This is a genomic window from Pseudomonas sp. Tav-5-1A (assembly GCF_055755055.1).
Window position 1 is genome coordinate 1,238,245 of the sequence record NZ_CM146901.1, and the last position, 25,931, is coordinate 1,264,175.

The 25,931-nt window shown below is 65.4% G+C and carries 20 protein-coding genes; 12 read left to right on the forward strand and 8 right to left on the reverse strand.

Annotated elements, in window-relative coordinates; translation table 11 throughout:
* Window positions 1-308 precede the first annotated feature (308 nt).
* Window positions 309-1,736, forward strand: a complete 1,428-nt coding sequence (gene arcD, locus AC0J42_RS05585) for an arginine-ornithine antiporter (protein WP_473005484.1) — start codon at window positions 309-311, stop codon at window positions 1,734-1,736.
* A gap of 93 nt (window positions 1,737-1,829) precedes the next feature.
* Here arcD and AC0J42_RS05590 read toward each other — a convergent pair whose 3' ends face one another.
* From AC0J42_RS05590 to gap, 8 genes are all read right to left on the reverse strand, one after another.
* Window positions 1,830-3,191, reverse strand: coding sequence for a CoA transferase (locus AC0J42_RS05590; protein WP_473005485.1), 1,362 nt, complete (start codon window positions 3,189-3,191; stop codon window positions 1,830-1,832).
* Window positions 3,192-3,270: 79 nt separating this feature from the next.
* On the reverse strand, window positions 3,271-5,409 hold the full coding sequence (locus AC0J42_RS05595) for a methyl-accepting chemotaxis protein (protein WP_473005486.1): 2,139 nt from the start codon (window positions 5,407-5,409) through the stop codon (window positions 3,271-3,273).
* Window positions 5,410-5,516: 107 nt separating this feature from the next.
* Entirely contained in the window at window positions 5,517-5,912 is a 396-nt protein-coding gene (locus AC0J42_RS05600; RefSeq protein ID WP_416422658.1) for a YbaN family protein, read from the reverse strand.
* 58 nt (window positions 5,913-5,970) lie between these two features.
* A complete protein-coding gene (locus AC0J42_RS05605; RefSeq protein ID WP_473005487.1) occupies window positions 5,971-6,585 on the reverse strand; it encodes a biliverdin-producing heme oxygenase in 615 nt (204 codons plus the stop codon).
* 114 nt (window positions 6,586-6,699) lie between these two features.
* The gene (locus AC0J42_RS05610; RefSeq protein ID WP_473005488.1) at window positions 6,700-9,273 is read right to left on the reverse strand and encodes a TonB-dependent receptor; all 2,574 of its coding nucleotides are present in this window, start codon (window positions 9,271-9,273) and stop codon (window positions 6,700-6,702) included.
* Window positions 9,274-9,467: 194 nt separating this feature from the next.
* Window positions 9,468-10,370 carry a FecR family protein gene (locus AC0J42_RS05615; protein WP_473006815.1) on the reverse strand — a complete coding sequence of 301 codons (903 nt, stop codon included), beginning with the start codon at window positions 10,368-10,370 and terminating at the stop codon, window positions 9,468-9,470.
* 138 nt (window positions 10,371-10,508) lie between these two features.
* Window positions 10,509-11,024, reverse strand: a complete 516-nt coding sequence (locus AC0J42_RS05620) for an RNA polymerase sigma factor (RefSeq protein ID WP_473005489.1) — start codon at window positions 11,022-11,024, stop codon at window positions 10,509-10,511.
* A gap of 118 nt (window positions 11,025-11,142) precedes the next feature.
* Window positions 11,143-12,144 (reverse strand): type I glyceraldehyde-3-phosphate dehydrogenase, encoded by a 1,002-nt coding sequence (gene gap / locus AC0J42_RS05625; protein ID WP_473005490.1) that lies wholly within the window; start codon window positions 12,142-12,144, stop codon window positions 11,143-11,145.
* A gap of 279 nt (window positions 12,145-12,423) precedes the next feature.
* Here gap and edd point away from each other — a divergent pair, with 279 nt between their 5' ends.
* From edd to AC0J42_RS05680, 11 genes are all read left to right on the forward strand, one after another.
* Window positions 12,424-14,253 (forward strand): phosphogluconate dehydratase, encoded by a 1,830-nt coding sequence (gene edd / locus AC0J42_RS05630; protein WP_416422663.1) that lies wholly within the window; start codon window positions 12,424-12,426, stop codon window positions 14,251-14,253.
* Window positions 14,250-15,206 carry a glucokinase gene (locus AC0J42_RS05635; protein WP_473005492.1) on the forward strand — a complete coding sequence of 319 codons (957 nt, stop codon included), beginning with the start codon at window positions 14,250-14,252 and terminating at the stop codon, window positions 15,204-15,206. Before edd ends, AC0J42_RS05635 begins: the two co-directional genes overlap by 4 nt.
* A gap of 63 nt (window positions 15,207-15,269) precedes the next feature.
* On the forward strand, window positions 15,270-15,989 hold the full coding sequence (locus AC0J42_RS05640) for a response regulator (RefSeq protein ID WP_416422665.1): 720 nt from the start codon (window positions 15,270-15,272) through the stop codon (window positions 15,987-15,989).
* Window positions 15,990-16,020: 31 nt separating this feature from the next.
* Window positions 16,021-17,421: a sensor histidine kinase gene (locus tag AC0J42_RS05645; protein WP_416427541.1), complete on the forward strand. Its 1,401-nt coding sequence runs from the start codon at window positions 16,021-16,023 to the stop codon at window positions 17,419-17,421.
* Between the two features lie 295 nt (window positions 17,422-17,716).
* Window positions 17,717-18,982 (forward strand): D-mannose isomerase, encoded by a 1,266-nt coding sequence (locus AC0J42_RS05650; RefSeq protein ID WP_473005493.1) that lies wholly within the window; start codon window positions 17,717-17,719, stop codon window positions 18,980-18,982.
* Between the two features lie 106 nt (window positions 18,983-19,088).
* Window positions 19,089-20,369, forward strand: a complete 1,281-nt coding sequence (locus AC0J42_RS05655; RefSeq protein WP_416422668.1) for an ABC transporter substrate-binding protein — start codon at window positions 19,089-19,091, stop codon at window positions 20,367-20,369.
* 101 nt (window positions 20,370-20,470) lie between these two features.
* Window positions 20,471-21,379, forward strand: coding sequence for a carbohydrate ABC transporter permease (locus AC0J42_RS05660; protein WP_416422669.1), 909 nt, complete (start codon window positions 20,471-20,473; stop codon window positions 21,377-21,379).
* On the forward strand, window positions 21,372-22,217 hold the full coding sequence (locus AC0J42_RS05665) for a carbohydrate ABC transporter permease (RefSeq protein ID WP_416422670.1): 846 nt from the start codon (window positions 21,372-21,374) through the stop codon (window positions 22,215-22,217). The genes AC0J42_RS05660 and AC0J42_RS05665 overlap by 8 nt, the downstream gene beginning before the upstream one ends.
* A 4-nt stretch (window positions 22,218-22,221) precedes the next feature.
* On the forward strand, window positions 22,222-23,382 hold the full coding sequence (locus tag AC0J42_RS05670; protein WP_416422671.1) for an ABC transporter ATP-binding protein: 1,161 nt from the start codon (window positions 22,222-22,224) through the stop codon (window positions 23,380-23,382).
* 100 nt (window positions 23,383-23,482) lie between these two features.
* Window positions 23,483-24,826 (forward strand): carbohydrate porin, encoded by a 1,344-nt coding sequence (locus AC0J42_RS05675; protein WP_473005494.1) that lies wholly within the window; start codon window positions 23,483-23,485, stop codon window positions 24,824-24,826.
* A gap of 229 nt (window positions 24,827-25,055) precedes the next feature.
* Window positions 25,056-25,910: a D-hexose-6-phosphate mutarotase gene (locus tag AC0J42_RS05680; RefSeq protein WP_416422673.1), complete on the forward strand. Its 855-nt coding sequence runs from the start codon at window positions 25,056-25,058 to the stop codon at window positions 25,908-25,910.
* Window positions 25,911-25,931: the final 21 nt, after the last annotated feature.

Here is a 25,931-nt window from a genome sequence, read left to right on the forward strand (position 1 = left end):
CGGAAAGATGAATCTCGGTCGCACCGAAGCCTTGTGCTGTGGGGCTTCCGTGCGATGCTTCGCCATGGGCTGGCGATGCCGAGAGCTTTCAAATTAGCCCGGATTTTCGATTTCGCAACCTTTGTCGAGAATTTTTACCATTTGTTCAGTGCTTAGAAAATCGTACTGAATGGTTAATTAGCTGGCTATCTTTTCTTAGTGCTGGTGGCGATTGAAATAATATTCTTTTAGTCTTAAAACTGTCGGCGCTGCCCTTGTTTATATATTTAACTGCGCGGGGTAGCCCCAACTAGCCACTGGAGAATCGCATGGCGGAACATGGACAGAAGTTGCGATTGGGCGCATTGATCGCGCTAGTGGTGGGCTCGATGATTGGCGGTGGTATCTTCTCCCTGCCGCAGAACATGGCCGAACGCGCCGAGGTGGGCGCGGTGCTGATCGGCTGGGGCATCACCGCCGTGGGCATGCTGATGCTGGCGCTGGTGTTCCAGAACCTGGCCAACCGCAAACCCGCGCTCGATTCTGGGGTGTACGCCTACGCCAAGGCCGGGTTCGGCGACTACATGGGCTTCTCGTCGGCGTGGGGCTACTGGATCAGCGCCTGGCTGGGCAACGTGGGGTACTTCGTGCTGCTGTTCAGCACCCTGGGTTACTACTTCCCGGTGTTCGGCCAGGGCAACACGCCGCTGGCCATCGGCTGCGCGTCGCTGCTGCTGTGGGCGGTGCATTTCCTGGTGCTGCGGGGCATCAAGGAGGCCGCGTTCATCAACCAGGTGACCACCGTGGCCAAGGTGGTGCCGCTGGTGATGTTCATTGTCATCGCCGCCGTGGCGTTCAAGGCGGATATCTTCACCCAGGACATCTGGGGCGCCGGCAACCCCAGCCTGGGCAGCGTGCTGCAGCAGGTGCGGCACATGATGCTGGTGACGGTGTTCGTGTTCATCGGCATCGAGGGCGCCAGCGTGTATTCGGGGCGCGCCGAGCGTCGCGCGGACGTGGGCCGGGCCACGGTGCTGGGGTTCCTGGGCGTGCTGGCGCTGCTGGTGCTGGTGAACGTGCTGAGCCTGGGGGTGATGAGCCAGGGCGAACTCGCCGGCCTGCAGAACCCGTCGCTGGCGGCGGTGCTGGAGCATCTCGTTGGGCGCTGGGGCGCGCTGCTGATCAGCCTGGGGCTGGCGGTGTCGCTGCTCGGCGCGCTGCTGTCGTGGGCGCTGCTATGCGCGGAAATCCTCTACGCCACCGCACGCGACGCCACCATGCCGCGCTTCCTGAAAAAGGAAAACGCCAACGGCGTGCCGGTGAACGCGCTGTGGATGACCAACCTGATGATCCAGCTGTTCCTGCTGATCACCCTGGTGTCGGCGGGCACCTACAACAGCCTGATCTACCTGGCGTCGTCGATGATCCTGGTGCCGTACCTGTGGTCGGCGGCCTATGCGGTGCTGCTGGCAGTGCGGGGCGAGACGTACGAGGGGCTGGCAGCGGTGCGCCAGCGTGACCTGCTGATTGCGGCGGTGGCGCTGCTGTATGCGATCTGGCTGCTGTACGCGGGCGGGCTGAAATACCTGCTGCTGTCGGCGCTGTTGTACGCGCCGGGGGTGATTTTGTTCGCCAAGGCCAAGCGCGAGCAGGGGCAGCCGTTGTTCATGGGGTGGGAGAAACTGATATTCGCGGCGGTGCTGGTGGGAGCCGGGTTGGCGGCGTATGGGTTGTACAGCGGGGTGCTGGCGTTGTGAGCAATGGCCTTTGTGGGAGCTGGCTTGCCAGCGAGTTTTTCGCCCCCGTAAAGCTCGCTGGCAAGCCAGCTCCCACAACGACTGCGCCGCGGTTCAGCTGAAGCTCGCAGGGCTGGCGCCCAGCTGGCCGGCGGGGCAGGCCCACTGCATGGGCGTGCCGGCGAGGGCCAGCGGCGGCGTCAGGCGCTGGGCCGGGCCCCAGGGGGTGTGCTCGATCTGGCTGGCCAGGTCGGCGCCGGTTTCTGCGGCCAGGGGCAGGTCGGTGGTGACCTGGCCATGGTCGATCAGCGCCTTGGCGGTGCGCGCCAGTGACAACCGCGCCGCGCTGCCGCGGCCGCTGGCCAGGCGCTCGCGCAGGCCATTGATGGCGGCTGCGGCGGCCAGGTAGCCGGTGGCCATGTCCAGCGCCTGCACCGGCAAGGGCACGGGCTTGTCCGCCTGGCGCCACTGCTGGCCAGCGGCGGCGATGCCGGTGCTCATCTGCACCAGGCTGTCGAAGCCACGCCGGTTGCGCCACGGGCCGGTCCAGCCGTAGGCGTTCAGGCTGATGTCGATCAGCCCGGGGTTCAGCTGGCGCACCCGTTCGGCGCCGAAGCCCAGGCGCTCCAAGGCGTCTGCGCGGTAACCGTGGACGAACATATCGGCCTGGGCCAGCAGGCGCTCGAAGCTGATGCGGTCCAGGCTGTCGTGCAGGTCCAGGCGCGCGCAGCGTTTGCCCAGGGTCACCTCCGGGGCCAGCGACGGCTCTTCCCAGCCCGGCGGGTCGATGCGCAGCACGTCGGCGCCCATCGAGGCGAGGAAGCGCGTGGCCACCGGCCCTGCGAGGATGCGCGTGAGGTCCAGCACCTTGATCCCGGCCAGCGGCTGCGCGCGGCTGCCACGCCAGCCCTGCACGCCCTGCGCATCGAACTGTTCAAGCTGCACCAGCGGCTCGCCGGCCACGGCCTGGCCCTGGGCATGGCCGGCCCACTGCGCCAACTGCAGCATCTGCGCCGCGCAGCCGTTGGCCTCGACCACGGCGCGCTCCAGTGCCTCGGCGTCCCACTGGCTGACAGCCGCAGCCACGCTGTCACGGTCCTCGCACGGGCCCAGCACCTGCAGGGCCGCGGCGCGGTGATGGGGCGCATTGGTGTGCAGGCGAATCCAGCCGTCGCGGGTGGCGTAGTCGCCGGCGATCGGGTCCCAGGGCGGTGGCGGCGCCCAGCCCATGGGGCGCAGGCTGCTGGCAAACCAGAACGAGGCCAGGCGGCGGTCGACGCTGAGGCTGCCTGCGGGCACGCCTTGCTGGCGCAGCAGGTCGGCCACGGCCAGGCCCGCCGCGCCAATGCTGGCGCTGGCCAGGTCACTGACGGCGAAGGTCGAGGGCAGGGCGCCCATGCCGGGGAAGCTGATGGCGGGCAGTCGCTCCAGCGGCAGCTGCAGCGGCTGGGCGAAAGTGGCGAGTAGTTCGGACATCGCAAACGGCCCTCCAAGGTGAAGGACCGTGGGGCAACAGTCCCTGTGCATTGCAGCAACAATACACAGGGTTGGACCATCAAACGCGGAATTGATCCATCAATTTCATCTGCTGGGTGGCCAGAGCGTTCAGCTGGCTGCTGACCTGGGCCGACTCGGTGGCCTGGCCGGTCAGGGTCTCGGTCACCGTGCGAATGGCCGAGACGTTGCGGTTGACCTCTTCGGCCACCGCGCTCTGTTCCTCGGCGGCGCTGGCGATCTGCAGGTTCATGTCGCTGATCACCGTCACCGCCTGGCTGATCTTGCCCAGGGCCTGCACGGCCTGGTGGATCTGCCCGGCGTTCTCCTGGGCCTTGGCGTGGCTGGAGTGCATGGTCTGCACCACGCCGCGGGTGCCGCTCTGGATGCGCTCGATCACGTGGCGAATCTCTTCCACCGAGTCCTGGGTGCGCTTGGCCAGGTTGCGCACCTCGTCGGCCACCACGGCGAAGCCTCGGCCGCTTTCGCCGGCGCGGGCGGCCTCGATGGCAGCGTTCAGGGCCAGCAGGTTGGTCTGCTCGGCGATGCTGCGGATCACTTCCAGCACGCTGCCGATCTGCTCGCTGTTCACCGCCAGGGTCTCGACCTCGCCCACGGCCTTGCTGACTTCCTCGGCCAGCAGGTTGATGTCGCGGGTGCTGCGCTCGATGATCGACATGCCGTCCTTGGCCGACTGGTCGGCGCCACGGGCGGCGCTGGCGGCGTTGGACGCGCTGTTGGCGACGTCGTGGGCGGTGGCGCTCATTTCGTTGGAGGCGGTGGCCACCTGGTCGATCTCGCGGAACTGCACCTGCATGCCGTCGCTGGTGCGGCGGGCAATTTCCGAAGACTGGTCGGCGGTGGTGCGGGCGTCGGTGACGCTCTGCTTGATCTGCGCGATGGTGGGTTGCAGCTTGTCGAGGAAGCGGTTGAACCAGCTCACCAGCTCGCCCAGTTCATCCTTCTTGGTGTATTTCAGGCGCTGGGTCAGGTCGCCGTCGCCGCTGGCGATGTCCTTGAGCATGGCCGCCACGCTGTTGATCGGGCGGGTTACGCCGCTGGCGGTCAGCCAGATCAGCACCAGGCCGACCAGGGTGGCGACGATGCCCACCAGGATGGCGGTGATGGTGCCGCGGGTCTGGGCGGCGTCGAGCACGCCCTGCAGCTTGACCGAGTCGGCCAGCAGGACCTTTTCCGGCAGGTCGATGACCACGCCCCACGGCGTGCCACCGGTGATCGGCGCGGCCGGGTACACGGCGCGGATGGTGTCGCCCTGCTTCAGTACCTTGGGCTGGTCGCTGGCGATCAGGCGCATGATCTCGCTGCCGTCGGTACCCAGCACCTGGTCGATCTTCTTGCCCAGCAGGCTGGCGTCGCCGCTGTTGGCCGCCAGGGCGCCGGCGGTGGAGGCGATCATGATGCGCCCGGCGCCGTTGAACAGGTCGGCCTGGGCTTTTTCCGCCGAGGTCTGCAGCGAGTCCAGCGCCAGGTCCACGCCCACCACGCCCACTACCTTGCCCTGGTCCAGCAGCGGCACGGCGATGCTGGTCATCAGCATCAGCTTGTTGCCCACGGTGTCGGTGTAGGGCTGCAGCAGGCACGGCTTGCCGCTGTCGCGGGCGCAGGTGTACCAAATGTTGTACGGGGTGCCGGTGAGGTTCAGCTCGGTCTTGTTCATGTCACCTTCGGAGGTGACGGTGTTCAGCGCGGTGCCGTTGGAGCGGCTCCAGTAGGGGGCGAAACGCCCGCTTTCGTTGGAGGTGCGCTTGTCGTCGTTGACGAATTCGGCGTCGTGGCCGTCCAGCGCCTGGCGCTCGAACGAGGTCCACACGCCCAGCACTTTCGGGTTGCGTTCGAACACCGCTTTCAGTGCCTGGTTCAGCTCTTCACGCAGGGCCGCCGGCGGCAGGCCACGCTTCACCGCCAAGGCGCGCAGGCCCATGATCTGGTCGGCGGCGGCGTTGGCCACCAGCAGGTTGTCGCCGAAGGTCTTCTGCATCTGCGCGGCTTTTTCCGCGGCCTTGCTCTGTAGCAAATTCTGGACGCTTTCGGTCAGCATCTTGCGGCTGGACGCGCTCACCAGCGCATCATTCTGGCTGGTCTGGTACAGGTTTATCCCGACGATCAAGCCCGCCACGCCCAATAGGCAAAGGCCGGCCAGCAATACTATTTTCAGACGTATCGAAAGGTTGTCGAACATGGGCGCGCACTCACAAGTTGACCAGTCGGGACAGCGGGGGTCGAGCACGACCCCGCCCGCCGAAGCACTTCAGCGATACCGGGAGATCGGCGTATACGCGCCTAACTTTAAATATTTTTGACAGAAGGCTCGGGGCGCGACCAAATCCACAGGTTCACCACCAGCATGCAGCCGATGGCGGCGAACACCGGCCAGGCGTGCTTGAGCGTCAGCAGCATGATCACCGAGCAGGCGAGCATGCTCAGGGTAGCGCTGACCTTGGCCCGGCGCGCGACGATCTTGCCGTTGCGCCAGTTGCTGAGGATGGGCCCGAACAGGCGATGGTTTTCCAGCCAGGCGCTCAGGCGCGGCGAGCTGCGGGTGGCGGCCCAGGCGGCCAGCAGGATGAATTCGGTGGTGGGCAGGCCGGGAATGACGATGGCCACCAGGCCAATGCCCAGGCTGACGTAGGCGAGCAGGCCAAACAGGATGCGCGCGGTTTTGGAGGGCAGTGGGCGGGTCATGGAATCAGCGTGTAAAAGGTGTTCGCCGGCCGGTGGCACGCCACCGGCCGGTGTCGACTCAAGCGTGAGCGGAATACGTGTGCTGCAAGAGTATTTGCAGGCGCGCGAAGGCGTCAACCGCGGCCCGATCGGCGTCGGCTTCTTCACTGGGGGTGAAGGGCAGGGCGTCGAAGATCGCGTTGAAGGCTTTCCAGCCGCGCATGCGGCCGCCTTCAGGCTCGGCCAGGTGGCGGGCGCCGAAGGTTTCGCTCAGGCCCATGGCCTCGGCGCGCTTGATCAGGATGGCGGCGCCCAGCTTCGAGCCTTCCGACACGCGGATCCAGGTCAGCGCCGTGGCGCGGTTGGGGTTCGCCAGGGCGCCCGGCACGGCGGCCGGCACGTCCAGGCCCAGGTCGGCAAGGTCGGCCAGGGCTGCGTCGGCGCGGCAGCGCGAGGCCAGGTCGGGGAACAGCTGGTTCAGTTCCGGGTCGGTGTACAGGCCCTTGAGCTCGGACTGGAACAGGTACTGCATCTGCAGGAAACGGCCGTAGCTTTCGCGGCTTTCGAACGGCGCGTGGGCGCCCACGGCGTGTTCCAGTTGGTCGTGCAGCACGGCACTGGCCTGGCGCAGGCGCAGCGAGCGTAGGGCCGGCTGCTCGGCGGCCGGGGCGGCGTTGGTTTCGATGGCACTCATATGCAGGATCCTGAAAAAAGGGAAAGGCTGCCTTACTAGACGAATCAGCCGGGCAAACTCAGTAAAAAAAATGCTGCGGTACCGTTGCCCAGGGCAACGGTACCGCGATTGACATCAGATGTCCCACACCAGGTTGACCGAGAAGTTGCGGCCAGGCTGGGTCAGGCGGTCGAGGTTGGCCGGTTGGGTCACCGAGGCCTCGCCCACGCTGTCGTAGCCGCGCACGTCATCCCACAGCCAGTATTTCTTGTCGGTCAGGTTGTACAGGCCGGCGCTGACGGTGACGTCCTTGGTGACCTTGTAGTAGCCGGTCAGGTCGAGGATGCCGAAGCCAGGGGTCTTGAACTGGGTGCTGGTGCCGTCCGGGGTGTGGAAGCTGCTGCTGTCCACGCGGTCCTTCTTCTTCACCACGGTCCAGCTCAGCAGGCCGCCGTAGGTGTCCTGGTCGTAGCCCAGGCCGAACACGCCGGTCAGCGGGTTGACGCTGTTGAGCGGCTCGCCGCTGTCGTCGTTGCGGCCGTAGGCGTAGGACACAGAGCCCTGGGTGTACAGGCCGCTGGCCAGGCCGAAGGTGTCCAGGTTAAGGCGGCCCTTGGCCTCGGCGCCCTTGATGGTGGCCTTCTTGATGTTGACGCTCTGGAAGGTGGTCTCGGTGTAGCCGGGGGTCAGCGAGTTCTCGTCGATGAAGTCGTGGTACTTGTTGTAGAACACCGCCAGGTCGAAGGTGCCGTGTTCGAACTGGCCACGCAGGCCGGTCTCGAAGCTCTTGCTGCTCTCAGGCTTGAGGTTCGGGTTGGGCGCCACGGTGTAGCCCTGGGAGGTGTTGGTGAAACGGCCGTACAACGCCTTGGCGGTCGGCGTGCGGAAGCCCTCGGCGTACTGGCCGTACCAGGTGTAGTTGTCGTTGAAGGCATAGGTCACGCCCAGGCGCGGGGTAGCCTTGTGCCAGGTTTTTTCTTCGGCGCTGACGTCGTCGCCACTCTGGGCAGCGGTGTTGAGGAATTCCTGGGTGATGTGCGGCTTCATCTGCGTGTAGTCGTAGCGAATACCCGGCAGGAAGGTCCACTGGTCCCACTTGATCTCGTCCTGGGCGAACAGGCTGTAGGTGTTGACGGTCGGGTCCGGGAAGTCGCTGGCTGGCGTCAGGGTGTCGGAGGTGTTGGTGCTCACCGCGCCGATGGCGCTGCAGTAGGTGGCTACCGACATGCAGATGCCCTCGCCGGTGCGCAGGCCGGTGACCTTCTGCTGCTTGAGGGTGGTGCCGTAGGTCAGGTGGTGGTCGGTGTCGGCGATGGCGAAGGACTTGTCCAGCTGCGCATCGAAGATCCAGGTGCGTTCCTTGTACTGGGTGTCGCGGGTGCGGTACACCACGCGCGATGGCGCGTAGATTTCCTTGGTGCTTTCGTCGGTCTTGGCGATCTGGTAGTTGAGGCTCATCCTCACGTGGTCGGCCAGGTAGCTGTCCAGGCCGAAGCTGTTCTCGATGCCGAAGCGCTCGCGTGAGGTGGTGGTGTTGCCGCTGCGGGCCTTGTACATGCCAAAGCCGGCGCCGTTGACGAAGGGGCCGCCCACCGCGCTTTTCTGGTTGGTGTCGCGGTCATCCTTGTACTTTTCGTAGGTCAGGCCCAGGCGTGCATCGTCGCCGTAGTTCCAGCCCAGCTTGGCCAGCACGTTGGTGGTCTTGGCGTCTTCGGGGTTGGCCGCGGTGCGGCTCAGGCCGGTGCCGCCGTGGTCGCCGTAGGACTGGGTCTCGTGGCCGTCGCGCTGGCTCAGGTGCAGCAGGCCGTCGAAGTCGCCTTCGCGGCCGGCGATGGTGCCGGACTTCAGCCAGCTGCGGTCGGCCGAGCTGTAGCCGGTCTTCAGGCGGGCGCCGAAGTCCTGGCCGGGCTTGATGATGTCGTCCGGGTCGAGGGTGTAGTAGCTGACGGCGCCGCCGATGGCGCTGCTGCCGTACAGCGACGAGGCCGGCCCGCGCAGGATCTCCACGCGCTTGACGATTTCCGGGTCAACATAGTTGCGGTTGGTCTGTGCGTAGGGGCCATTGAAGAAGCTGGCCGGCACTTCCACGCCGTCGACCTGGGTGAGCACGCGGTCGCCGTCGATGCCGCGGATGTTGTAGCCGGTGATGCCTGCGCGCTGGCCGGCGCCGCCTACCGACACGCCGGGCTCGTAGCGCACCAGTTCCTTGATGGTGTTGACGTTGTTGCGGTCCAGGGTCTGGCGGTCCTGCACGGTCACGGTGGCGGGCACGCTGTTGACGTCCTGGGCGTTGCGCGTGGCGCTGACGGTGACCTGCTGCAGGGCGATGGCGCCGTTGTTGCGCGCTTCCAGCACGACGTTGTTGGGGCCCAGCTTGTGCACGCTCAGGTTGGTGCCCACCAGCAGGCGCTCCAGGGCCTGTTCAGGCTTGAGCGAGCCGCGCACGCCCGGCGATTGCACGTCCTTGGCCAGGTCTGCCGACAGCCCCACCTGCCAGCCGGTCACCTGGGTGAAGGCGTTGATGGCCGACACCAGCGACTGCTGGCCGATGGCGAAGCTGTAGTTGCCCATGGCCTGGCTGCCGCCGGCCGGTGCCGCGGCCATGGCCGGGGCCACCTGGGTGGCGGCCAGCATGATGGCCATGGTCAGCACGGACAGCGTGCGTGGGCCGGGTTTGGCGGTGCTGAAACGATTGAAACCTGAGGACATCGAAGGGCGCTCCCTGTCGCGCGGCGTTATAGTTATGAACTGAGTCAAAATGCGAATCAGTTGCATTGGCTATAACGAGACGAAGCAGGGTGCGTGATCGCGTAAAAATAAATTGGATCGCGCGTGGGAGCTGGCTTGCCAGCGAGCTTTTGGGCCTCAACAACTCGCTGGCAAGCCAGCTCCCACAAGGGTGGTCAGTTCAGAATCACCAACGCCGGGTACTCGCTCACCGACGCCGAGGTGATGTGCGCCAGCGAGCGCACCACGTCCAGCGGGTTTTCCAGGCGGTAGTTGCCGGTGACTTCCACCTTGGCCAGGCGCTCGTTGGTGTTGACGATCCACCCCGGGTAATACCGGCGCAGTTCGTCCAGCACCTGGCTCAACGGGCAGTTCTCGAACACCAGGCGGCCCTGCACCCAGGCCAGGTCTTTCTGCGCGTCCAGGTGCTGGCGCTGGCCGAAGCCCTTGGGCCCCACGCGGATGCTGTCGCCGGCGCTCAGGCGCACGTGGGCGTCGTCCTCGCTGAGCAGGTCGACGTTGCCGCGCTGCACCTGCACCTGGGCGACGCCGTCCAGCAGGCGCACGGCGAAATCGGTGTCGCGCATGCTCGCGCGCACCGGGCCGGCCTGCAGTTGCAGGGGTTGCTGGCGGTTGCCGGCGACCTGGAAGAAGGCCTCGCCCTGGTACAGGCGTGCCTCGCGGCGGTGCTGGTCGATGTCCGAGGAGAACGCCGTGTTGGTGTTGAGCAGCACCTTGGAGCCGTCGTCGAGTTGCAGGCGCTGGCGTTCGCCCACCACGGTCAGGTGGTCAGCCTCCAGGCGCAGCGGCAGGTTGGTGAAGCTGAACACCCCCACCAGGATCACCGCCGGCGCAGCCATGGGCTTGAAGAATGGGCGCAGGCGCGTGCGCCACGAGCGCGCAGTGACCGTCTGCAACTGTTGGGCGGCCTGGTTCACCGCCGTGCCGTTCCACACGGCGCTGGCACGGGCGAACGCCTGGGCGTTGGCGGGCGTGGCGGCCAGCCATTGCTCGAAGGCCAGGCGCTCGTCGGCGCTGGCGCAGTCCAGGCGTATCAGCCAGTCCAGTGCCTGGTCCATGGCGCTGTCGTCGGGTTCGGTCACTCGGGTTCCTCGGGCGGCGAGTTCATGGCGGCGGTAAGGGGCAAAGCTTACCAAAGAGTCGGAGCCTGTGCGGTGAACGTCGTGTCACTTCAGAGGCGTCCTACGGCACGTCTGTCAGACGTCCATGCGTTGCGCCACGCCGACGCAGATGGCCATGATCAGTTTCAGTTCCTTCTGCACCGTGCTGGCGGAGACGTCCAGTTCGCCGGCGATCTCCAGGTAGCTGCAGCCGTGCAGGCGGCTGAGGATGAATATGCGTTGTTGGCGGGCCGTCAGCTGGCTCAGGCTGGTATTGAGGCGCATCAGCAGTTGCTCGGCATGGGCGGCTTCCTCCGGGGTGCTCTGGCAGGCGGCCACGTTGTGCACCACGTCGCTGGGCACGTCCTCGAGCATCGTGCGTTCCTGCACGCGGCGCGCGCGCAGGTGGTCCAGCGCCAGGTTGCGCGCGGTCTGGAAGACAAAGGGTTCAAGGTGCTCGATAGCGCGCTCGCCCAGGGCGCGCGTCACCCGCAGGTAGGTTTCCTGTAGCAGGTCTTCGGCGGTGCTGGGGTTGTCGACCATGCGCTGCAGGGTGCGCAGCAGGCTGAGGCGCTGGGCCAGGAAGACGGAATTGAAGTGTGACTGACTCACGGCGGTACCGGACCAGGAAGGTGTTAATGATAATGCTTATCATCTATGCCGTTGGTCAAGTGTTTCCGTGTAACAACATTCCGTAGCCGCTGCCCAGGCAGCGGCTACGGGGCGCGCGTTATTGCGCGTTCCACAGCGCCAGGCAGTTATCCAGCATGCGGTTGCTGAAGCCCCACTCGTTATCGTACCAAGCCATGACTTTCAGCATCTTGCCGGCAACCTTGGTGTGATTGGCGTCGAAGATCGACGAAAGCGGGTTGTGGTTGAAGTCGCACGACACCAGCGGCAGGGTGTTGTAGCCCAGGATCTTCGAATGCTGGGCCGCTTCTTTCATCAACGCATTGACCTCGTCCGCGCTAGTCTCGCGGGACAGGTTCAGGGTCAGGTCCACCAGCGACACGTTGATCACCGGCACGCGCACGGCCATGCCGGTCAGTTTGCCGGCCAGTTCCGGCAGCACCAGGCCCACGGCCTCGGCGGCGCCGGTCTTGCTGGGGATCATCGACTGGGTGGCCGAACGCGCCCGGAACGGGTCGCTGTGGTACATGTCGGTCAGCACCTGGTCGTTGGTGTAGGCGTGGATGGTAGTCATCAGGCCTTGCTCGATGCCCAGTTCGCGGTGCAGCACCTGGGCCACCGGGGCCAGGCAGTTGGTGGTGCACGAGGCGTTGGAGATGATCTGGTGCGAGGCGCGCAGCACGTCATGGTTCACGCCGTACACCACGGTGGCGTCCACGCCTTTGGCGGGGGCCGAGATGATCACCTTGCGGGCGCCGGCGCTGATGTGCGCGGCAGCCTTGGCGCGGTCGGTGAACAGGCCGGTGCATTCGAATACCACGTCGATGCGCTCGGCTTTCCACGGCAGGTCGGCCGGGTTGCGAATGGCGCTGACGGCAATACGGTCACCATTGACGGTGATGCTTTCCTGGTCCGATTCCACCGTGGCATCGAAGGCGCCGTGCACGCTGTCGAACTTCAGCAGGTGGGCGTTCATGGCGCTGTCACCCAGGTCGTTGATGGCGACGACCTGCAGGTCCTGGCGGTAGCCTTGGGTATACAGTGCGCGAAGCACGTTGCGGCCGATGCGGCCAAAACCGTTGATGGCAATGCGAAGAGTCATGTCGGTACCTGCGTTCAGATTGTGTGGGGCGCCCTATAGATGTGAAGCCAAGGAGCCGCAGAACGTTCACAGAATCTGTTTTGTTATTGGAATTACAAGATTATTCGCAAAAAAATAGAAAACAAGCCTTTTTGATGGCAATATTTTGTCTTATCTACAACGAGTGACCGGCGCGGCTGTTCCTGTTGATCAAAAGCAAGCCTGTGCGACGAGCCTGGGCGGCGAATGGGATAATGGGAAGGAGTGCAGCGGTTGCCCCCATAGCCTGGAGTTCTTCACATGCATCCCCGTGTTCTAGAGGTTACCCAACGGCTGATTGATCGCAGCCGCGCGACGCGCGAGCGTTACCTGCAACTGATCCGCGGGGCTGCCAGCGATGGCCCGATGCGTGCCAAGCTGCAATGTGCCAACTTTGCCCACGGCGTGGCCGGGTGCGGCACCGAGGACAAGAACGCGCTGCGGATGATGAACTCCGCCAACGTTGCCATCGTGTCGTCGTATAACGACATGCTCTCGGCGCACCAGCCCTACGAGACCTACCCCGAGCAGCTCAAGCAGGCCCTGCGCGAGATCGGCTCGGTAGGCCAGTTCGCCGGCGGCGTGCCGGCCATGTGCGACGGCGTCACCCAGGGTGAGCCGGGCATGGAGCTGGGCATTGCCAGCCGCGAAGTGATCGCCATGTCCACCGCCGTGGCGCTGTCGCACAACATGTTCGACGCCGCGTTGATGCTGGGCATCTGCGACAAGATCGTGCCGGGCCTGATGATGGGCGCGCTGCGCTTTGGCCACCTGCCGATGATCTTCGTGCCAGGCGGGCCGATGCCGTCGGGCATTTCCAACAAGGAAAAAGCCGACGTGCGTCAGCGTTACGCCGAGGGCAAGGCCAGCCGCGAAGAGCTGCTGGAGTCGGAGATGAAGTCCTACCACAGCCCTGGCACCTGCACCTTCTACGGCACCGCCAACACCAACCAGCTGCTGATGGAAGTGATGGGCCTGCACCTGCCGGGCGCCTCCTTCGTCAACCCCAACACGCCGTTGCGTGACGCCCTCACCGTGGAAGCGGCGCACCAGGTCACGCGCATGACCAAGGCCAGCGGCGCCAGCTTCATGCCCATTGGCGAGATCGTCGACGAGAAGTCGTTGGTCAACTCCATCGTCGCCCTGCACGCCACCGGCGGCTCCACCAACCACACCCTGCACATGCCGGCGATCGCCATGGCGGCGGGCATCATTCTCACCTGGCAGGACATGGCCGACCTCTCCGAGGTGGTGCCGACCCTGTCCCACGTGTACCCGAACGGCAAGGCCGACATCAACCACTTCCAGGCCGCCGGCGGCATGTCGTTCCTGGTGCGTGAGCTGCTGGCCGCCGGCCTGTTGCACGAAGACGTCAACACCGTGGCCGGCCATGGCCTGAGCCGCTACACCCAGGAACCGTTCCTGGACAACGGCAAGCTGGTATGGCGCGAAGGCCCGGCCAACAGCCTCGACGAGAACATCCTGCGCCCGGTGGCCCGTGCGTTCTCGCCCGAAGGCGGCCTGCGGGTGATGGAAGGCAACCTGGGCCGTGGCGTGATGAAAGTCTCCGCCGTGGCCCCCGAGCACCAGATCGTCGAAGCCCCGGCGCGGGTGTTCGAAGACCAGCAGGACCTGGCCGACGCCTTCAAGGCCGGCGAGCTGGAGCGTGATTTTGTCGCAGTGATGCGCTTCCAGGGCCCGCGTTCCAACGGCATGCCCGAATTGCACAAAATGACCCCGTTCCTCGGCGTTCTGCAGGATCGCGGCTTCAAAGTGGCCCTGGTCACCGACGGGCGCATGTCCGGTGCCTCGGGCAAAATCCCGGCCGCCATCCACGTGTGCCCGGAAGCCTTCGACGGCGGCGCGCTGGCCAAGGTGCGCGACGGTGATATCATCCGCGTGGATGGCGTCAAGGGCACCCTGGAGGTGCTGATGGATGCCAGCGAATTTGCCGCGCGCACCCCCGCCGTGGGCCAACTGGCCAACGCGGTGGGCTGTGGTCGCGAGCTGTTCGGTTTCATGCGACTGGCCTTCAGCTCGGCGGAGCAGGGCGCCAGCGCCTTCACGTCCGGCCTGGAGATTCTCAAATGAAGCTCGCCCTTGTTGGCGATATTGGCGGTACCAACGCACGCTTTGCGTTGTGGGAAGACAACAACCTGCACTCGGTGCGGGTGTTCCCTACCGCGGACTACACCAGCCCCGAGCAGGCCATCGGCGTGTACCTCAAGGACCTGGGCCATGAGCGCGGGGCCATTGGCGCCGTGTGCCTGGCCGTGGCCGGGCCGGTCAGCGGTGACGAATTCCGCTTCACCAACAGCCACTGGCGCCTGAGCCGCAAGGCCTTCTGCGAGACGCTTGCGGTTGAGCACCTGCTGCTGATCAACGACTTCACCGCCATGGCCCTGGGCATGACCCGCCTGGAAGACGGCGAGTTCAAGACCGTGTGCCCCGGCACCCCGGACCCTGAGCGCGCCGCCGTGGTCATCGGCCCGGGCACCGGGCTGGGCGTGGGCACCCTGCTGAACCTGGGCGAGCAGCGCTACATGGCCCTGCCCGGCGAGGGCGGCCATGTCGACCTGCCGGTGGGCAACGCCCGCGAAGCACAGCTGCGCCAGCACATCCAGGACGAGATCGGCCATGTCAGCGCCGAGACCATCCTCAGTGGTGGCGGCCTGCTGCGCCTGTACCAGGCGGTGTGCGCGGTCGACGGCCATGCCGCGACCCTGGCCACCCCTGCGGCCATCACCTCGGCGGCGCTGGCCGGCGAGCCGGTGGCGCTGGCAGTAATCGAGCAGTTCTGCCGCTTCCTGGGCCGCGTGGCCGGCAACAACGTACTCACTGTCGGCGGTCGCGGCGGCGTGTACATCGTCGGTGGGGTTATCCCGCGTTTCCTCGAGCTGTTCCTGGCCAGTGGCTTCGCCGACAGCTTCGCCGACAAGGGTTGCATGAGCGAATACTTCCAGGGCATTCCCGTCTGGGTTGTGACCGCCGAGTTCTCGGGGCTGATTGGCGCCGGTGTGGCCTTGCAGCAAGCACGGGGGTAAGCGTTTAATCTGCGTTTATTGATCGGGCGTCTCGACCCGACGCTGGACACAAGGACGCAGCACGTGACCACTGCCGGCAAAACGATCCTCCTGGTCGACGACGACCAGGAAATCCGCGAACTGTTGGACACCTACCTCACCCGTGCCGGCTTCACCGTGCGCACCACGGGTGACGGCCAGCAATTTCGCCAGGCCTTGAACGAGGCCCCGGCGGACCTGGCCATCCTCGATGTCATGCTCCCCGACGAAGACGGCTTCAGCCTGTGCCGCTGGGTGCGCCAGCACCCGCGCCAGGCGCAGATGCCGATCATCATGCTCACCGCCAGCTCCGACGAGGCCGACCGGGTCATCGGCCTGGAACTGGGCGCCGACGACTACCTGGGCAAGCCCTTCAGCCCGCGCGAGCTGCAGGCGCGCATCAAGGCCCTGCTGCGCCGCGCGCAGTTTGGCCAGGAGCGCGGCGGCGAGGTGGTGGCGTTCGACGACTGGCGCCTGGACATGATCAGCCACCGGCTGTTCCACACCGACGGCGAGGAAGTGTTCCTCTCGGGCGCCGATTTCGCCCTGCTCAAGCTGTTCCTCGACAACCCCCAGCAGATCCTCGACCGCGACACCATTGGCAACGCCACCCGTGGCCGCGACCTGATGCCCCTGGACCGCATCGTCGACATGGCCGTGAGCCGCCTGCGCCAGCGCCTGCGCGACACCGACAAACCGCCCCGGCTGATTCGCACCGTGCGCGGCAGTGGCTACCTGCTGGCGGCCAACGTTGTCACGGCTTAAGCGCCTGGTGCCGCGCTCGCTGCTGGGGCGCATGCTGCTGCTGACCCTGCTGGTGGTGCTGCTGGCGCAGGGCCTGTCGAGCCTGATCTGGGTCTCGCAGCTGCGTGCCACCCAGCTCGAAGGCCTGGTCACCAGCGCGCGCAGCCTGGCCCATTCGATGTCGGCCAGCGTCAGCTACTTCCGCTCGCTGCCACTGGCCTACCGGCCCATGGTGCTGGACCAGCTGCGCAGCATGGGCGGCACACGCTTCGTGGTGTCGCTCAACGACCGCCCGCTGGACATGCGCGTGCTGCCGGCCACCCAACGCAAGACTGCGGTCATCGACGCCGTGGACGAGGTGCTGCACGAGAGCCTGGGTTCGCAGATGGACATCTCCGTACAGTTCGTCAGCCCCCAGGACCTGCGCATCTTCAACAGCGGCCTGGCCCTGGACGAGCTGCCGCGCTCGTGGGCGCACTATTCCCTGACCCTGGAACCGGTGAACCCGCCGGTGCTGGTGACGCAGATCCGCCTGGGCGAGGGCGAGTGGCTGTACATCGCCTCGCTGCTGCCCGAGCCCTACACCAGCCTTGAGGAAGAAGGCCTGCCGGCCCAGCAGTGGTGGTTCATTTTGCTCACCAGCTCGTTCCTGCTGCTGTTCATCGGCCTGCTGGTGCACTGGCAGAGCCGCCCGCTCAAGCGCCTGGCCCGCGCCGCCCGGGAGCTGTCCCTGGGCGCCGAGCCCGAGGAGCCGGAAGTGGAGGGCGGCGGCAGCGAAGTCATCGAAGTGAGCCGCGCCTTCACCGCCATGCGCGGGCGCATCAGCCGCTACCTGACCGAGCGCAGCCAGCTGTTCAGCGCCATCTCCCACGACCTGCGCACGCCCATCACGCGCCTGCGCCTGCGCGTGGAACTGCTGGAAGACGACCCCCTGGCCGCCAAGTTCACCCGTGACCTGGACGAACTGGAGCTGCTGGTCAAAGGCGCCCTGCAGTGCGTGAAAGACACCGACATCCACGAGAACATCGAACCGGTGGACCTCAACCATGTGCTTGACTGCCTGATCGAGCCCTTCGTGGCCCCCGAAGGCAACGGCCGCGTGACCCTGCACGGCGGCGCGTGGAAGGCCTACCCGGGCAAGCCGCTGGCGCTGAAGCGCTGCATGGGCAACCTGATCGACAACGCCCTCAAATACGGCGAACGGGCGCACCTGCACGTGGAAGACAACGCCCGGGCCTTCATCCTCCACGTCGACGACGAAGGCCCGGGCGTGCCGGCGCAGCGCCTGGAGAAAGTGTTCGAACCGCACTTCCGCCTGTCCGGCAACCAGCATGGCTATGGGCTGGGGTTGGGCATTGCGCGCAACATCGCGCACAGCCACGGCGGCGAAGTGAGCCTGCAGAATCTACCCGAGCGGGGGTTGCGGGTAACCCTCTACCTGCCCCGCACCTAACCCGTAGCCGCTGCCGCAGGCTGCGCTGGCCCTATGCTCCACGGGAAATCTCCAGGGTTCACGCCGGCCAGCGCAGCCTGGCGGCAGCGGCTAAGGTGCGCCGTCTGCGAGCGCCGTTTGCACGGGGCGACCCGGCCTTGCGGCCGGTGCTACAGGTACCGGCGCCAAACCTGTAGCACCGGCCGTTAGGCCGGGTCGTGCGGCCGCCGCATAACCCTGTGACATTTGGTTACCCGCCCCCCGCCATCCGTTGTTTAGACTCACTCCACCACAATAAAAAAACCAAGGCACTCCCATGGACAGGCTGCACCTGGACTTCAACAGCTGGCTCAACACCCCCGCCCATCACCACTGGCTGGCCGCCGAAGGCCTGCGTTTGCTGGACTTTGCCCGCGCTTCGCGGCTGCCCGAAGGCTTCGGCCACCTGGATGAGCGCGGCTGGCTGCCCGATGCGCCGGCGCAAACGCTGATCACCGCCCGCATGACCCACAGCTTCGCCCTGGGCGCCCTGCAAGGCCTGCCCGGCTGTGCGCCGCTGGTGGACCACGGCCTGGCCGCGTTGAACGGTTGCCTGCGCGACGCCGACCAGGGCGGCTGGTACGCCGTGGCCCACGCCGCCGACGGCGACCTGGGCAAGGCCGCCTACCTGCACGCGTTCGTGGCCCTGGCCGCCAGCAGCGCGGTGGCAGCAGCCCGGCCCGGCGCCCAGGCGCTGCTGGACGAGGCCGTGGAGGTGATTCACACGCGGTTCTGGCACGAAGAGGAGGGCGCCATGCGCGAGTCCTTCGACCGCATCTGGAGCCGCGAGGAGGCCTACCGCGGCGCCAACAGCAACATGCACAGCGTCGAGGCGTTCCTCGCCCTGGCCGACGCCACCCACGACCCGCGCTGGCTGGAGCGCGCCCTGCGGATCGCCGAGCGGGTGATTCACCAGCACGCGGCGCACAACCAGTACCGGGTGATCGAGCATTTCCACCCCGGCTGGGAAGCCGACCTGGAATACAACCACGCCCGCCCCGACGACCCCTTCCGCCCGTACGGCAGCACCCCGGGGCATGCCTTCGAATGGGCGCGGCTGTTGCTGCACCTGGAAGCCGCGCTGCTGGACGCCGTGCGCCCGGCGCCCACCTGGCTGCTGGCCGACGCCCGCGGGCTGTTCGCGCAGGCCTGCCGCACCGCCTGGCACGTCGATGGCGCGCCGGGGCTGGTTTACACCCTGGACTGGCAGGACCAGCCCGTAGTGCGCCAGCGCATGCACTGGGTCACCTGCGAGGCCATCGCCGCCTCGGCTGCGCTGCTGCGGCGCACCGGCGAGCACGGCTTTGAACAGTGGTACCGGGATTTCTGGGAGTTCGCCGCCGAGCACCTGCTGGACCGCGTGCACGGCAGCTGGCACCACGAACTGGACGAACACAACCGCCCTGGCGCCAAGGTCTGGGCCGGCAAGCCCGACCTGTACCATGCGTTGCAGGCCGTGCTGTTGCCGCGCCTGCCGCTGGCGCCCAGCCTGGCCTGCAGCCTGGCAAAAGTGGGCGGGCAGCACATTGTCACCGGCTGGTGACAATTGTGCATCGCTTCGTTACCTGGCGTACTAACTACCCTGTTTACACTCCATCGCAGCGCAAGCATCAGACTTGCAATGCATAACAACAAAAAAAGGGAATCCGATGAACGCGATCAATCGCCTCGCCGCTGTCATTTCGCTTGCCACCCTGTTTCCTTTCGCCGCCCACGCCGCCGATTCCAAAGGCACCGTGGAAGTAGTGCACTGGTGGACCTCCGGGGGTGAAGCCAAGGCTGTGGGTGTCTTGAAACAACTGGTCGAGAAAGACGGCTACACCTGGCAAGACAGCGCTGTCGCCGGTGGTGGTGGCGCCGCCGCCATGACCGTGCTGAAAACCCGTGCCGTGTCGGGCAACCCGCCGTCTGCCGCGCAGATCAAGGGCCCGGACATTCAGGAATGGGCTTCCCTGGGCCTGCTGACCAACGTCGACGACGTGGCCAAGGCCAACAACTGGGACAAGCTGCTTTCCAAAACTGTCTCCGACACCATGAAATACGAAGGCCACTACGTAGCCGTGCCGGTGAACATCCACCGCGTCAACTGGCTGTGGGTGAACCCGGAAGCCTTCAAGAAGGCCGGCATCGCCAAGGCCCCTACCACTCTGGAAGAACTCTACGCCGCCGGCGACAAGCTCAAGGCCGCAGGCATCATCCCGATCGCCCACGGTGGCCAGCCGTGGCAGGACAGCACTGTGTTCGAAGACATGGTGCTGAGCATCATGGGCGCCGACGGCTTCAAGAAAGCCTTCATCGACCAGGACGAGGCCACCCTCACTGGCGCGCAGATGACCAAGGTGTTCACCGAGCTGAAGAAACTCAAGGGCTACATGGACCCGGACGGCGCGGGCCAGGACTGGAACCTGGAAGCGGCCAAGGTCATCAGCGGCAAGGCCGGCATGCAGATCATGGGCGACTGGGCCAAGAGCGAGTGGAGCGCCGCCGGCAAGAAAGCCGGCAGCGACTACGAGTGCGTGCCGTTCCCGGGTACCCAGGGCAGCTACACCTACAACATCGACTCCCTGGCCATGTTCAAGCTGGCCAAGAAGAACGACACCCCCGGCAACAACGCTGCGCGTGACGACCTGGCCAAGGTCGCCCTGGAGCCCGAATTCCAGTACGTGTTCAACCAGAACAAAGGCTCGATCCCGGTGCGCAATGACCTGGACATGAGCAAGTTCGACAGCTGTGGCCAGGCCTCGGCCAAGGACTTCGCCGAAGCCGACAAGGCCGGCAAGCTGGAACCGAGCATGGCGCACAACATGGCTACCTCGCTGGCAGTACAAGGCGCGATCTTCGACGTTGTCACCAACTTCATGAGTGACAAGAACGCCGATCCGGCCAAGGCCGCCAAGCAACTGTATGCGGGCATCTCGTCGGCCAAGTAACACCGACGGATAACGCGTCCGATACCTGCGCCGGGGTTCCCCCTCCCCATCCCCCGGCGCAGGGATTCGGTGCCGATTGACCTTTACCCTGGATGTTCCCGATGAGCTCTGTGGCTGTGTTCAGCAAGGCCTCGCCGTTCGACGCGCTGCAACGCTGGTTACCCAAAGTGGTGCTGGCGCCTAGCATGCTGCTCGTGCTGGTCGGTTTCTATGGCTATATCTTCTGGACCTTTTTGCTGTCCTTCACCAATTCCACCTTCATGCCGACGTACAGCTTCGTCGGCCTGCAGCAATACGCGCGCCTGCTCGACAACGACCGTTGGTGGGTGGCGAGCAAGAACCTGGCGGTGTTCGGTGGCTTGTTCATCGCCATCAGCCTGGTGCTGGGGGTGTTCCTGGCGGTGCTGCTGGACCAGCGCATCCGCCGCGAAGGCTTCCTGCGCACCATCTACCTGTACCCCATGGCGCTGTCGATGATCGTCACCGGCACCGCCTGGAAATGGCTGCTCAACCCCGGCCTGGGCCTGGACAAGATGCTGCGCGACTGGGGCTGGGAAGGCTTCCGCCTGGACTGGCTGATTGACCAGGACCGCGTGGTGTACTGCCTGGTGATTGCCGCGGTATGGCAGGCCTCGGGCTTTGTCATGGCGCTGTTCCTGGCGGGCCTGCGCGGGGTCGACCAGTCGATCATCCGTGCTGCCCAGGTGGACGGCGCGAGCCTGCCCACCATCTACCTGAAGATCGTGTTGCCCAGCCTGCGGCCGGTGTTCTTCAGCGCCTTCATGATCCTGGCGCACATCGCCATCAAGAGCTTCGACCTGGTGGCGGCCATGACCGCGGGCGGCCCGGGCTACAGCTCGGACCTGCCGGCCATGTTCATGTATTCGTTCACCTTCAGCCGTGGCCAGATGGGCATCGGCTCGGCCAGCGCCATGCTGATGCTGGGCGCGATCCTGGCGATCCTGGTGCCGTACCTGTATTCGGAATTGAGGACCAAGCGCCATGACTAATGCCTATGGCAAATCCTCGCTCAGTTTCAGCCGCGTGGCCATCTACGCCACGCTGATCCTGGCGGCCGCCGTGTACCTGGTGCCGCTGGTGGTGATGCTGCTGACCAGCTTCAAGACCCCTGACGACATCCGCACCGGCAACCTGCTGAGCCTGCCCGAGGTGTTCACCGGCATCGGCTGGCTGAAGGCCTGGGACATCGTCGGCGGGTTCTTCTGGAACTCGGTGAAGATCACCGTGCCGGCCGTGCTGATCTCCACCTTCATCGGTGCCATGAACGGCTACGTGCTGTCCATGTGGCGTTTCCGCGGCTCGCAGCTGTTCTTCGGCCTGCTGCTGTTCGGCTGCTTCCTGCCGTTCCAGACCGTGCTGTTGCCGGCTTCGTTCACCCTGGGCAAATTCGGCCTGGCCAACACCACCACCGGTCTTGTGATCGTCCACGTTGTATATGGGCTGGCTTTTACTACGCTGTTCTTCCGTAACTATTACGTCAGCGTGCCGGATGCGCTGGTCAAGGCGGCGCGACTGGACGGCGCGGGGTTCTTCACCATCTTCAACAAGATCCTGCTGCCCATGTCGATCCCGATCATCATGGTCTGCCTGATCTGGCAGTTCACCCAGATCTGGAACGACTTCCTGTTCGGCGTGGTGTTCGCCAGTGGCGACTCGCAGCCGATCACCGTGGCGCTGAACAACCTGGTGAACACCAGCACCGGTGCCAAGGAATACAACGTAGACATGGCCGCGGCAATGATCGCCGGCCTTCCAACACTGCTGGTGTACATCATGGCCGGCAAGTATTTCCTGCGTGGGCTCACCGCCGGCGCGGTCAAGGGGTAGAAACATGGCAACGCTAGAACTGCGCAATGTAATCAAGACGTATGGCGCCGGCCTGCCGGACACCTTGAAAGATATCCAGCTGAAGATCGATTCCGGCGAGTTCCTGATCCTGGTGGGGCCGTCGGGTTGCGGCAAGTCCACGCTGATGAACTGCATCGCGGGCCTTGAAAGCATCAGCGGTGGCGCGATCCTGGTGGACAACGCCGACATCAGCGGCATGAGCCCCAAGGACCGCGACATCGCCATGGTGTTCCAGTCGTACGCGCTGTACCCGACCATGACCGTGCGCGAGAACATCGCCTTTGGCCTGAAGATTCGCAAGATGTCGGCCGAGGCCATCGACGAGGAAGTGGCGCGGGTGTCCAAGCTGCTGCAGATCGAGCACCTGCTCAACCGCAAGCCGGGCCAGCTGTCCGGCGGCCAGCAGCAGCGCGTGGCCATGGGCCGGGCGCTGGCGCGGCGGCCCAAGATCTACCTGTTCGACGAGCCGCTGTCCAACCTCGACGCCAAGCTGCGGGTGGAGATGCGCACCGAAATCAAACTGATGCACCAGCGCCTGAAGACCACCACGGTGTACGTGACCCACGACCAGATCGAGGCCATGACCCTGGGTGACAAGGTGGCGGTGATGAAGGACGGCATCATCCAGCAGTTCGGCACGCCGAAAGAGATCTACAACGACCCGGCCAACCTGTTCGTGGCCAGCTTCATCGGCTCGCCGCCGATGAACTTCATTCCCCTGCGCCTGCAGCGCAAGGACGGCCGCCTGCAGGCGCTGCTGGACAGCGGCCAGGCGCGCTGCGAGCTGCCGCTGGCGATGAACGATGCGGGCCTTGAGGACCGCGAAGTGATCCTGGGCATGCGCCCCGAGCAGATCGTGCTGGCCGGCACCGAGGCCAACGGCCTGCCGACCATTCGCGCCGAGGTGCAGATCACCGAGCCGACCGGCCCCGACACCTTGGTGTTCGTTACACTCAACGGCACCAAGGTCTGCTGCCGCCTGGCCCCGGACGTGGCGCCACAGGTGGGGGAAACACTGAATCTGCAATTCGATCCGGCCAAGGTGTTGTTGTTCGACGCCAAGACCGGCGAGCGCCTGGGGGCGGTGGGGCGTGCACAGGCACCCGTGGCGGGCGACAACGTCGCCCAGTTCAAGGGCCGCTGAATTCGTGCCGGGCGGCCTGTCGCCCGGTAACACCGATTTACACCGCGTTTAATCAACAGCCAATAACAATAAGACGAGGAAGCAAGGGATGAAAAAGCGCATGAATACCAAGTTGGCACGCAATCGTTTGTTGCAGATTTCAGTGCTCAGCGCACTGGGTCTGGCCAGCAGCGCCCATGCGTACGACGCCTTCGACCCTGAATCGCCATGGATGCTCGGCGACTGGGGTGGCGAACGTACGGAGCTGATGAAAAAGGGCTATGACTTCACCCTGGAGTACGTGGGCGAAGCCGGCAGCAACCTGGGGGGCGGCTACGACAAGCACGTCACCGCGCGCTACAGCGACCAGTTCGCGCTGGGCGTGGACATGGACCTGAACAAGATCCTCGGCTGGCAGGACGCCGAGTTCAAGCTGACCGTCACCGAGCGTAGCGGCCGCAACATTTCCAACGACCGTATCGGCGACCCGCGCGCCGGCACCCTCAGCTCGTCCCAGGAAGTGTGGGGCCGGGGCCAGACCTGGCGCCTGACCCAGATGTGGTACAAGCAGAAGTTCTTCGACGGTGCGTTGGACGTCAAGGTCGGCCGCTTCGGCCCGGGCGAGGACTTCAACAGCTTCCCGTGCGACTTCCAGAACCTGACCTTCTGCGGCTCGCAGGTGGGTAACTGGGTGGGTGGCATCTGGTACAACTGGCCGGTCAGCCAGTGGGCCGGCCGCATCAAGTACAACATCACCCCCGAGTGGTACGCGCAGGTGGGTGCGTTCAACCAGAACCCGTCGAACCTGGACCGCAACAACGGCTTCAAGCTCAACGGCAGCGGCACCAAGGGCACCCTGTTGCCGGTGGAGTTGGTGTGGACCCCGCAGGTCAACGGCCTGCCAGGCGAATACCGCCTGGGTTACTACTACAGCAGCGCCAACGCCGACGATGTCTACGAAGGCGCCGACGGCCAGCCACAACCTGTCTCGGGCACCTACAAGGAGCACAACGGCAAGCACGGCTGGTGGATCGTGGCGCAACAGCAACTCACCACCCACAACGGTGATGCCAGCCGCGGCCTGAACGTGTTCGCCAACTTCACCGTGCACGACAAGGCCACCAACTACATCGACAACTACCAGCAGGTAGGCCTGGTGTATAAAGGCCCGTTCGATGCACGTCCCAAGGATGACATCGGCGTGGGCATCGGCCGCATTCACGTCAACGACGACGCCCAGGCCCGCGCACGCCTGGTCAACCAGTTGAGCGGCATCGAAGACTACGACAACCCGGGCTACCTGCCGGTGCAGAGCACCGAGTACGACGCCGAGATCTACTACGGCTTCCACGTCACCAACTGGCTGACCGTGCGCCCGAACCTGCAGTACATCAAGCATCCAGGCGGTGTGGATGAAGTGCAGAACGCGGTGGTGGCTGGCCTGAAACTGCAAACCAAGTTCTAACCGCGTAACGGTGGCCGCTGCTGCACCCGTAGCAGCGGCCACCAGGCCGCGTCACGACCACCGCGTTGCCCCAGGACGCGGCCGGCGGCCGCTGCCACGAGTATCGTGTGAGACCATGCGGCAAAAAGCTCGGCGAAAATTCGGTGTATATCGGTAAGATAGCGCTACCTCTAACAATATCAGCCGTACCCAGGTGAGCTTTCACGCCGTGTCCAGGATTTCTACTGTCATGCACGACCACCCGCTCCAGCGCTTCTTCAAATCGCAGCGGCCCCGGCCTACCTTCGAATGGGAGCGTTTTCAGCAACGTGACGTGCTGGTCATCGACCATCCCAAGTGCCAGGCGGTGTTCAGCCGCCAGGGTGCGCAACTCCTGCATTTCCGCCCCCAGGGGCAGAAGCCGTGGCTGTGGTGCTCGGCCCACTGGCCCCAGGCCGGCGCCATTCGTGGCGGCGTGCCGGTGTGCTGGCCGTGGTACGGCCGCCATCCCAGCGAAGGCATGTGGCCGGCCCATGGCTGGGGGCGCCTGGTGGATTGGAAACTGCACGCCAGCAGCGAGGACGAGGAGGGCGTGACCCTGCACTGGCGCCTGCTGCTGTGCGACTGGCAGGTAGACCTGCACGCGCGCCTGGGCGACCAGATGGAGCTGCGCCTGAGCACCGAGCACCAGGACAGCGAGCCCTGCCAGCTGAGCCACGCGTTGCTGGCCTACTGGCGCATCGGCGATGTGAACGAGGTGAGCCTGGCGGGGCTGGAAGGCGTGCAGAGCTACGACAAGCTCAGCCGCAAGACCACCACCCACAAGGGCGAACTGGAAGTGACCGGCGCCTGCCAGCGAGTGTTCAGCGGCGCCAACCAGGTGCAACTGCAGGACCGCGCCTGGGCACGCAAGCTGGCGATTCATACCGCCGACAGCGACGACACCGTGGTGTGGCACCCCGGTTCACGGCCACTGATGGGCGTGGCGGGCAATGAAAGCCAGGGTTTCCTGTGCGTGGAAGCCACCAGCGGCAGCCAGGACAACCTCAGCCTGGCGCCCGGCGAGAAAGCCCACATCAGCCTGCAGGCCCGCCTGCTCAATTAACGTAGCAGCTGTCTTGTGGGA

Coding starts and splice junctions, on each gene's coding strand:
- arcD (WP_473005484.1), top strand. CDS start 309: ATGGCGGAACATGGACAGAAGTTGCGATTGGGCGCATTGATCGCGCTA.
- AC0J42_RS05590 (WP_473005485.1), bottom strand. CDS start 3,191: ATGTCCGAACTACTCGCCACTTTCGCCCAGCCGCTGCAGCTGCCGCTG.
- AC0J42_RS05595 (WP_473005486.1), bottom strand. CDS start 5,409: ATGTTCGACAACCTTTCGATACGTCTGAAAATAGTATTGCTGGCCGGC.
- AC0J42_RS05600 (WP_416422658.1), bottom strand. CDS start 5,912: ATGACCCGCCCACTGCCCTCCAAAACCGCGCGCATCCTGTTTGGCCTG.
- AC0J42_RS05605 (WP_473005487.1), bottom strand. CDS start 6,585: ATGAGTGCCATCGAAACCAACGCCGCCCCGGCCGCCGAGCAGCCGGCC.
- AC0J42_RS05610 (WP_473005488.1), bottom strand. CDS start 9,273: ATGTCCTCAGGTTTCAATCGTTTCAGCACCGCCAAACCCGGCCCACGC.
- AC0J42_RS05615 (WP_473006815.1), bottom strand. CDS start 10,370: ATGGACCAGGCACTGGACTGGCTGATACGCCTGGACTGCGCCAGCGCC.
- gap (WP_473005490.1), bottom strand. CDS start 12,144: ATGACTCTTCGCATTGCCATCAACGGTTTTGGCCGCATCGGCCGCAAC.
- edd (WP_416422663.1), top strand. CDS start 12,424: ATGCATCCCCGTGTTCTAGAGGTTACCCAACGGCTGATTGATCGCAGC.
- AC0J42_RS05635 (WP_473005492.1), top strand. CDS start 14,250: ATGAAGCTCGCCCTTGTTGGCGATATTGGCGGTACCAACGCACGCTTT.
- AC0J42_RS05645 (WP_416427541.1), top strand. CDS start 16,021: ATGCTGCTGCTGACCCTGCTGGTGGTGCTGCTGGCGCAGGGCCTGTCG.
- AC0J42_RS05650 (WP_473005493.1), top strand. CDS start 17,717: ATGGACAGGCTGCACCTGGACTTCAACAGCTGGCTCAACACCCCCGCC.
- AC0J42_RS05655 (WP_416422668.1), top strand. CDS start 19,089: ATGAACGCGATCAATCGCCTCGCCGCTGTCATTTCGCTTGCCACCCTG.
- AC0J42_RS05660 (WP_416422669.1), top strand. CDS start 20,471: ATGAGCTCTGTGGCTGTGTTCAGCAAGGCCTCGCCGTTCGACGCGCTG.
- AC0J42_RS05665 (WP_416422670.1), top strand. CDS start 21,372: ATGACTAATGCCTATGGCAAATCCTCGCTCAGTTTCAGCCGCGTGGCC.
- AC0J42_RS05670 (WP_416422671.1), top strand. CDS start 22,222: ATGGCAACGCTAGAACTGCGCAATGTAATCAAGACGTATGGCGCCGGC.
- AC0J42_RS05675 (WP_473005494.1), top strand. CDS start 23,483: ATGAATACCAAGTTGGCACGCAATCGTTTGTTGCAGATTTCAGTGCTC.
- AC0J42_RS05680 (WP_416422673.1), top strand. CDS start 25,056: ATGCACGACCACCCGCTCCAGCGCTTCTTCAAATCGCAGCGGCCCCGG.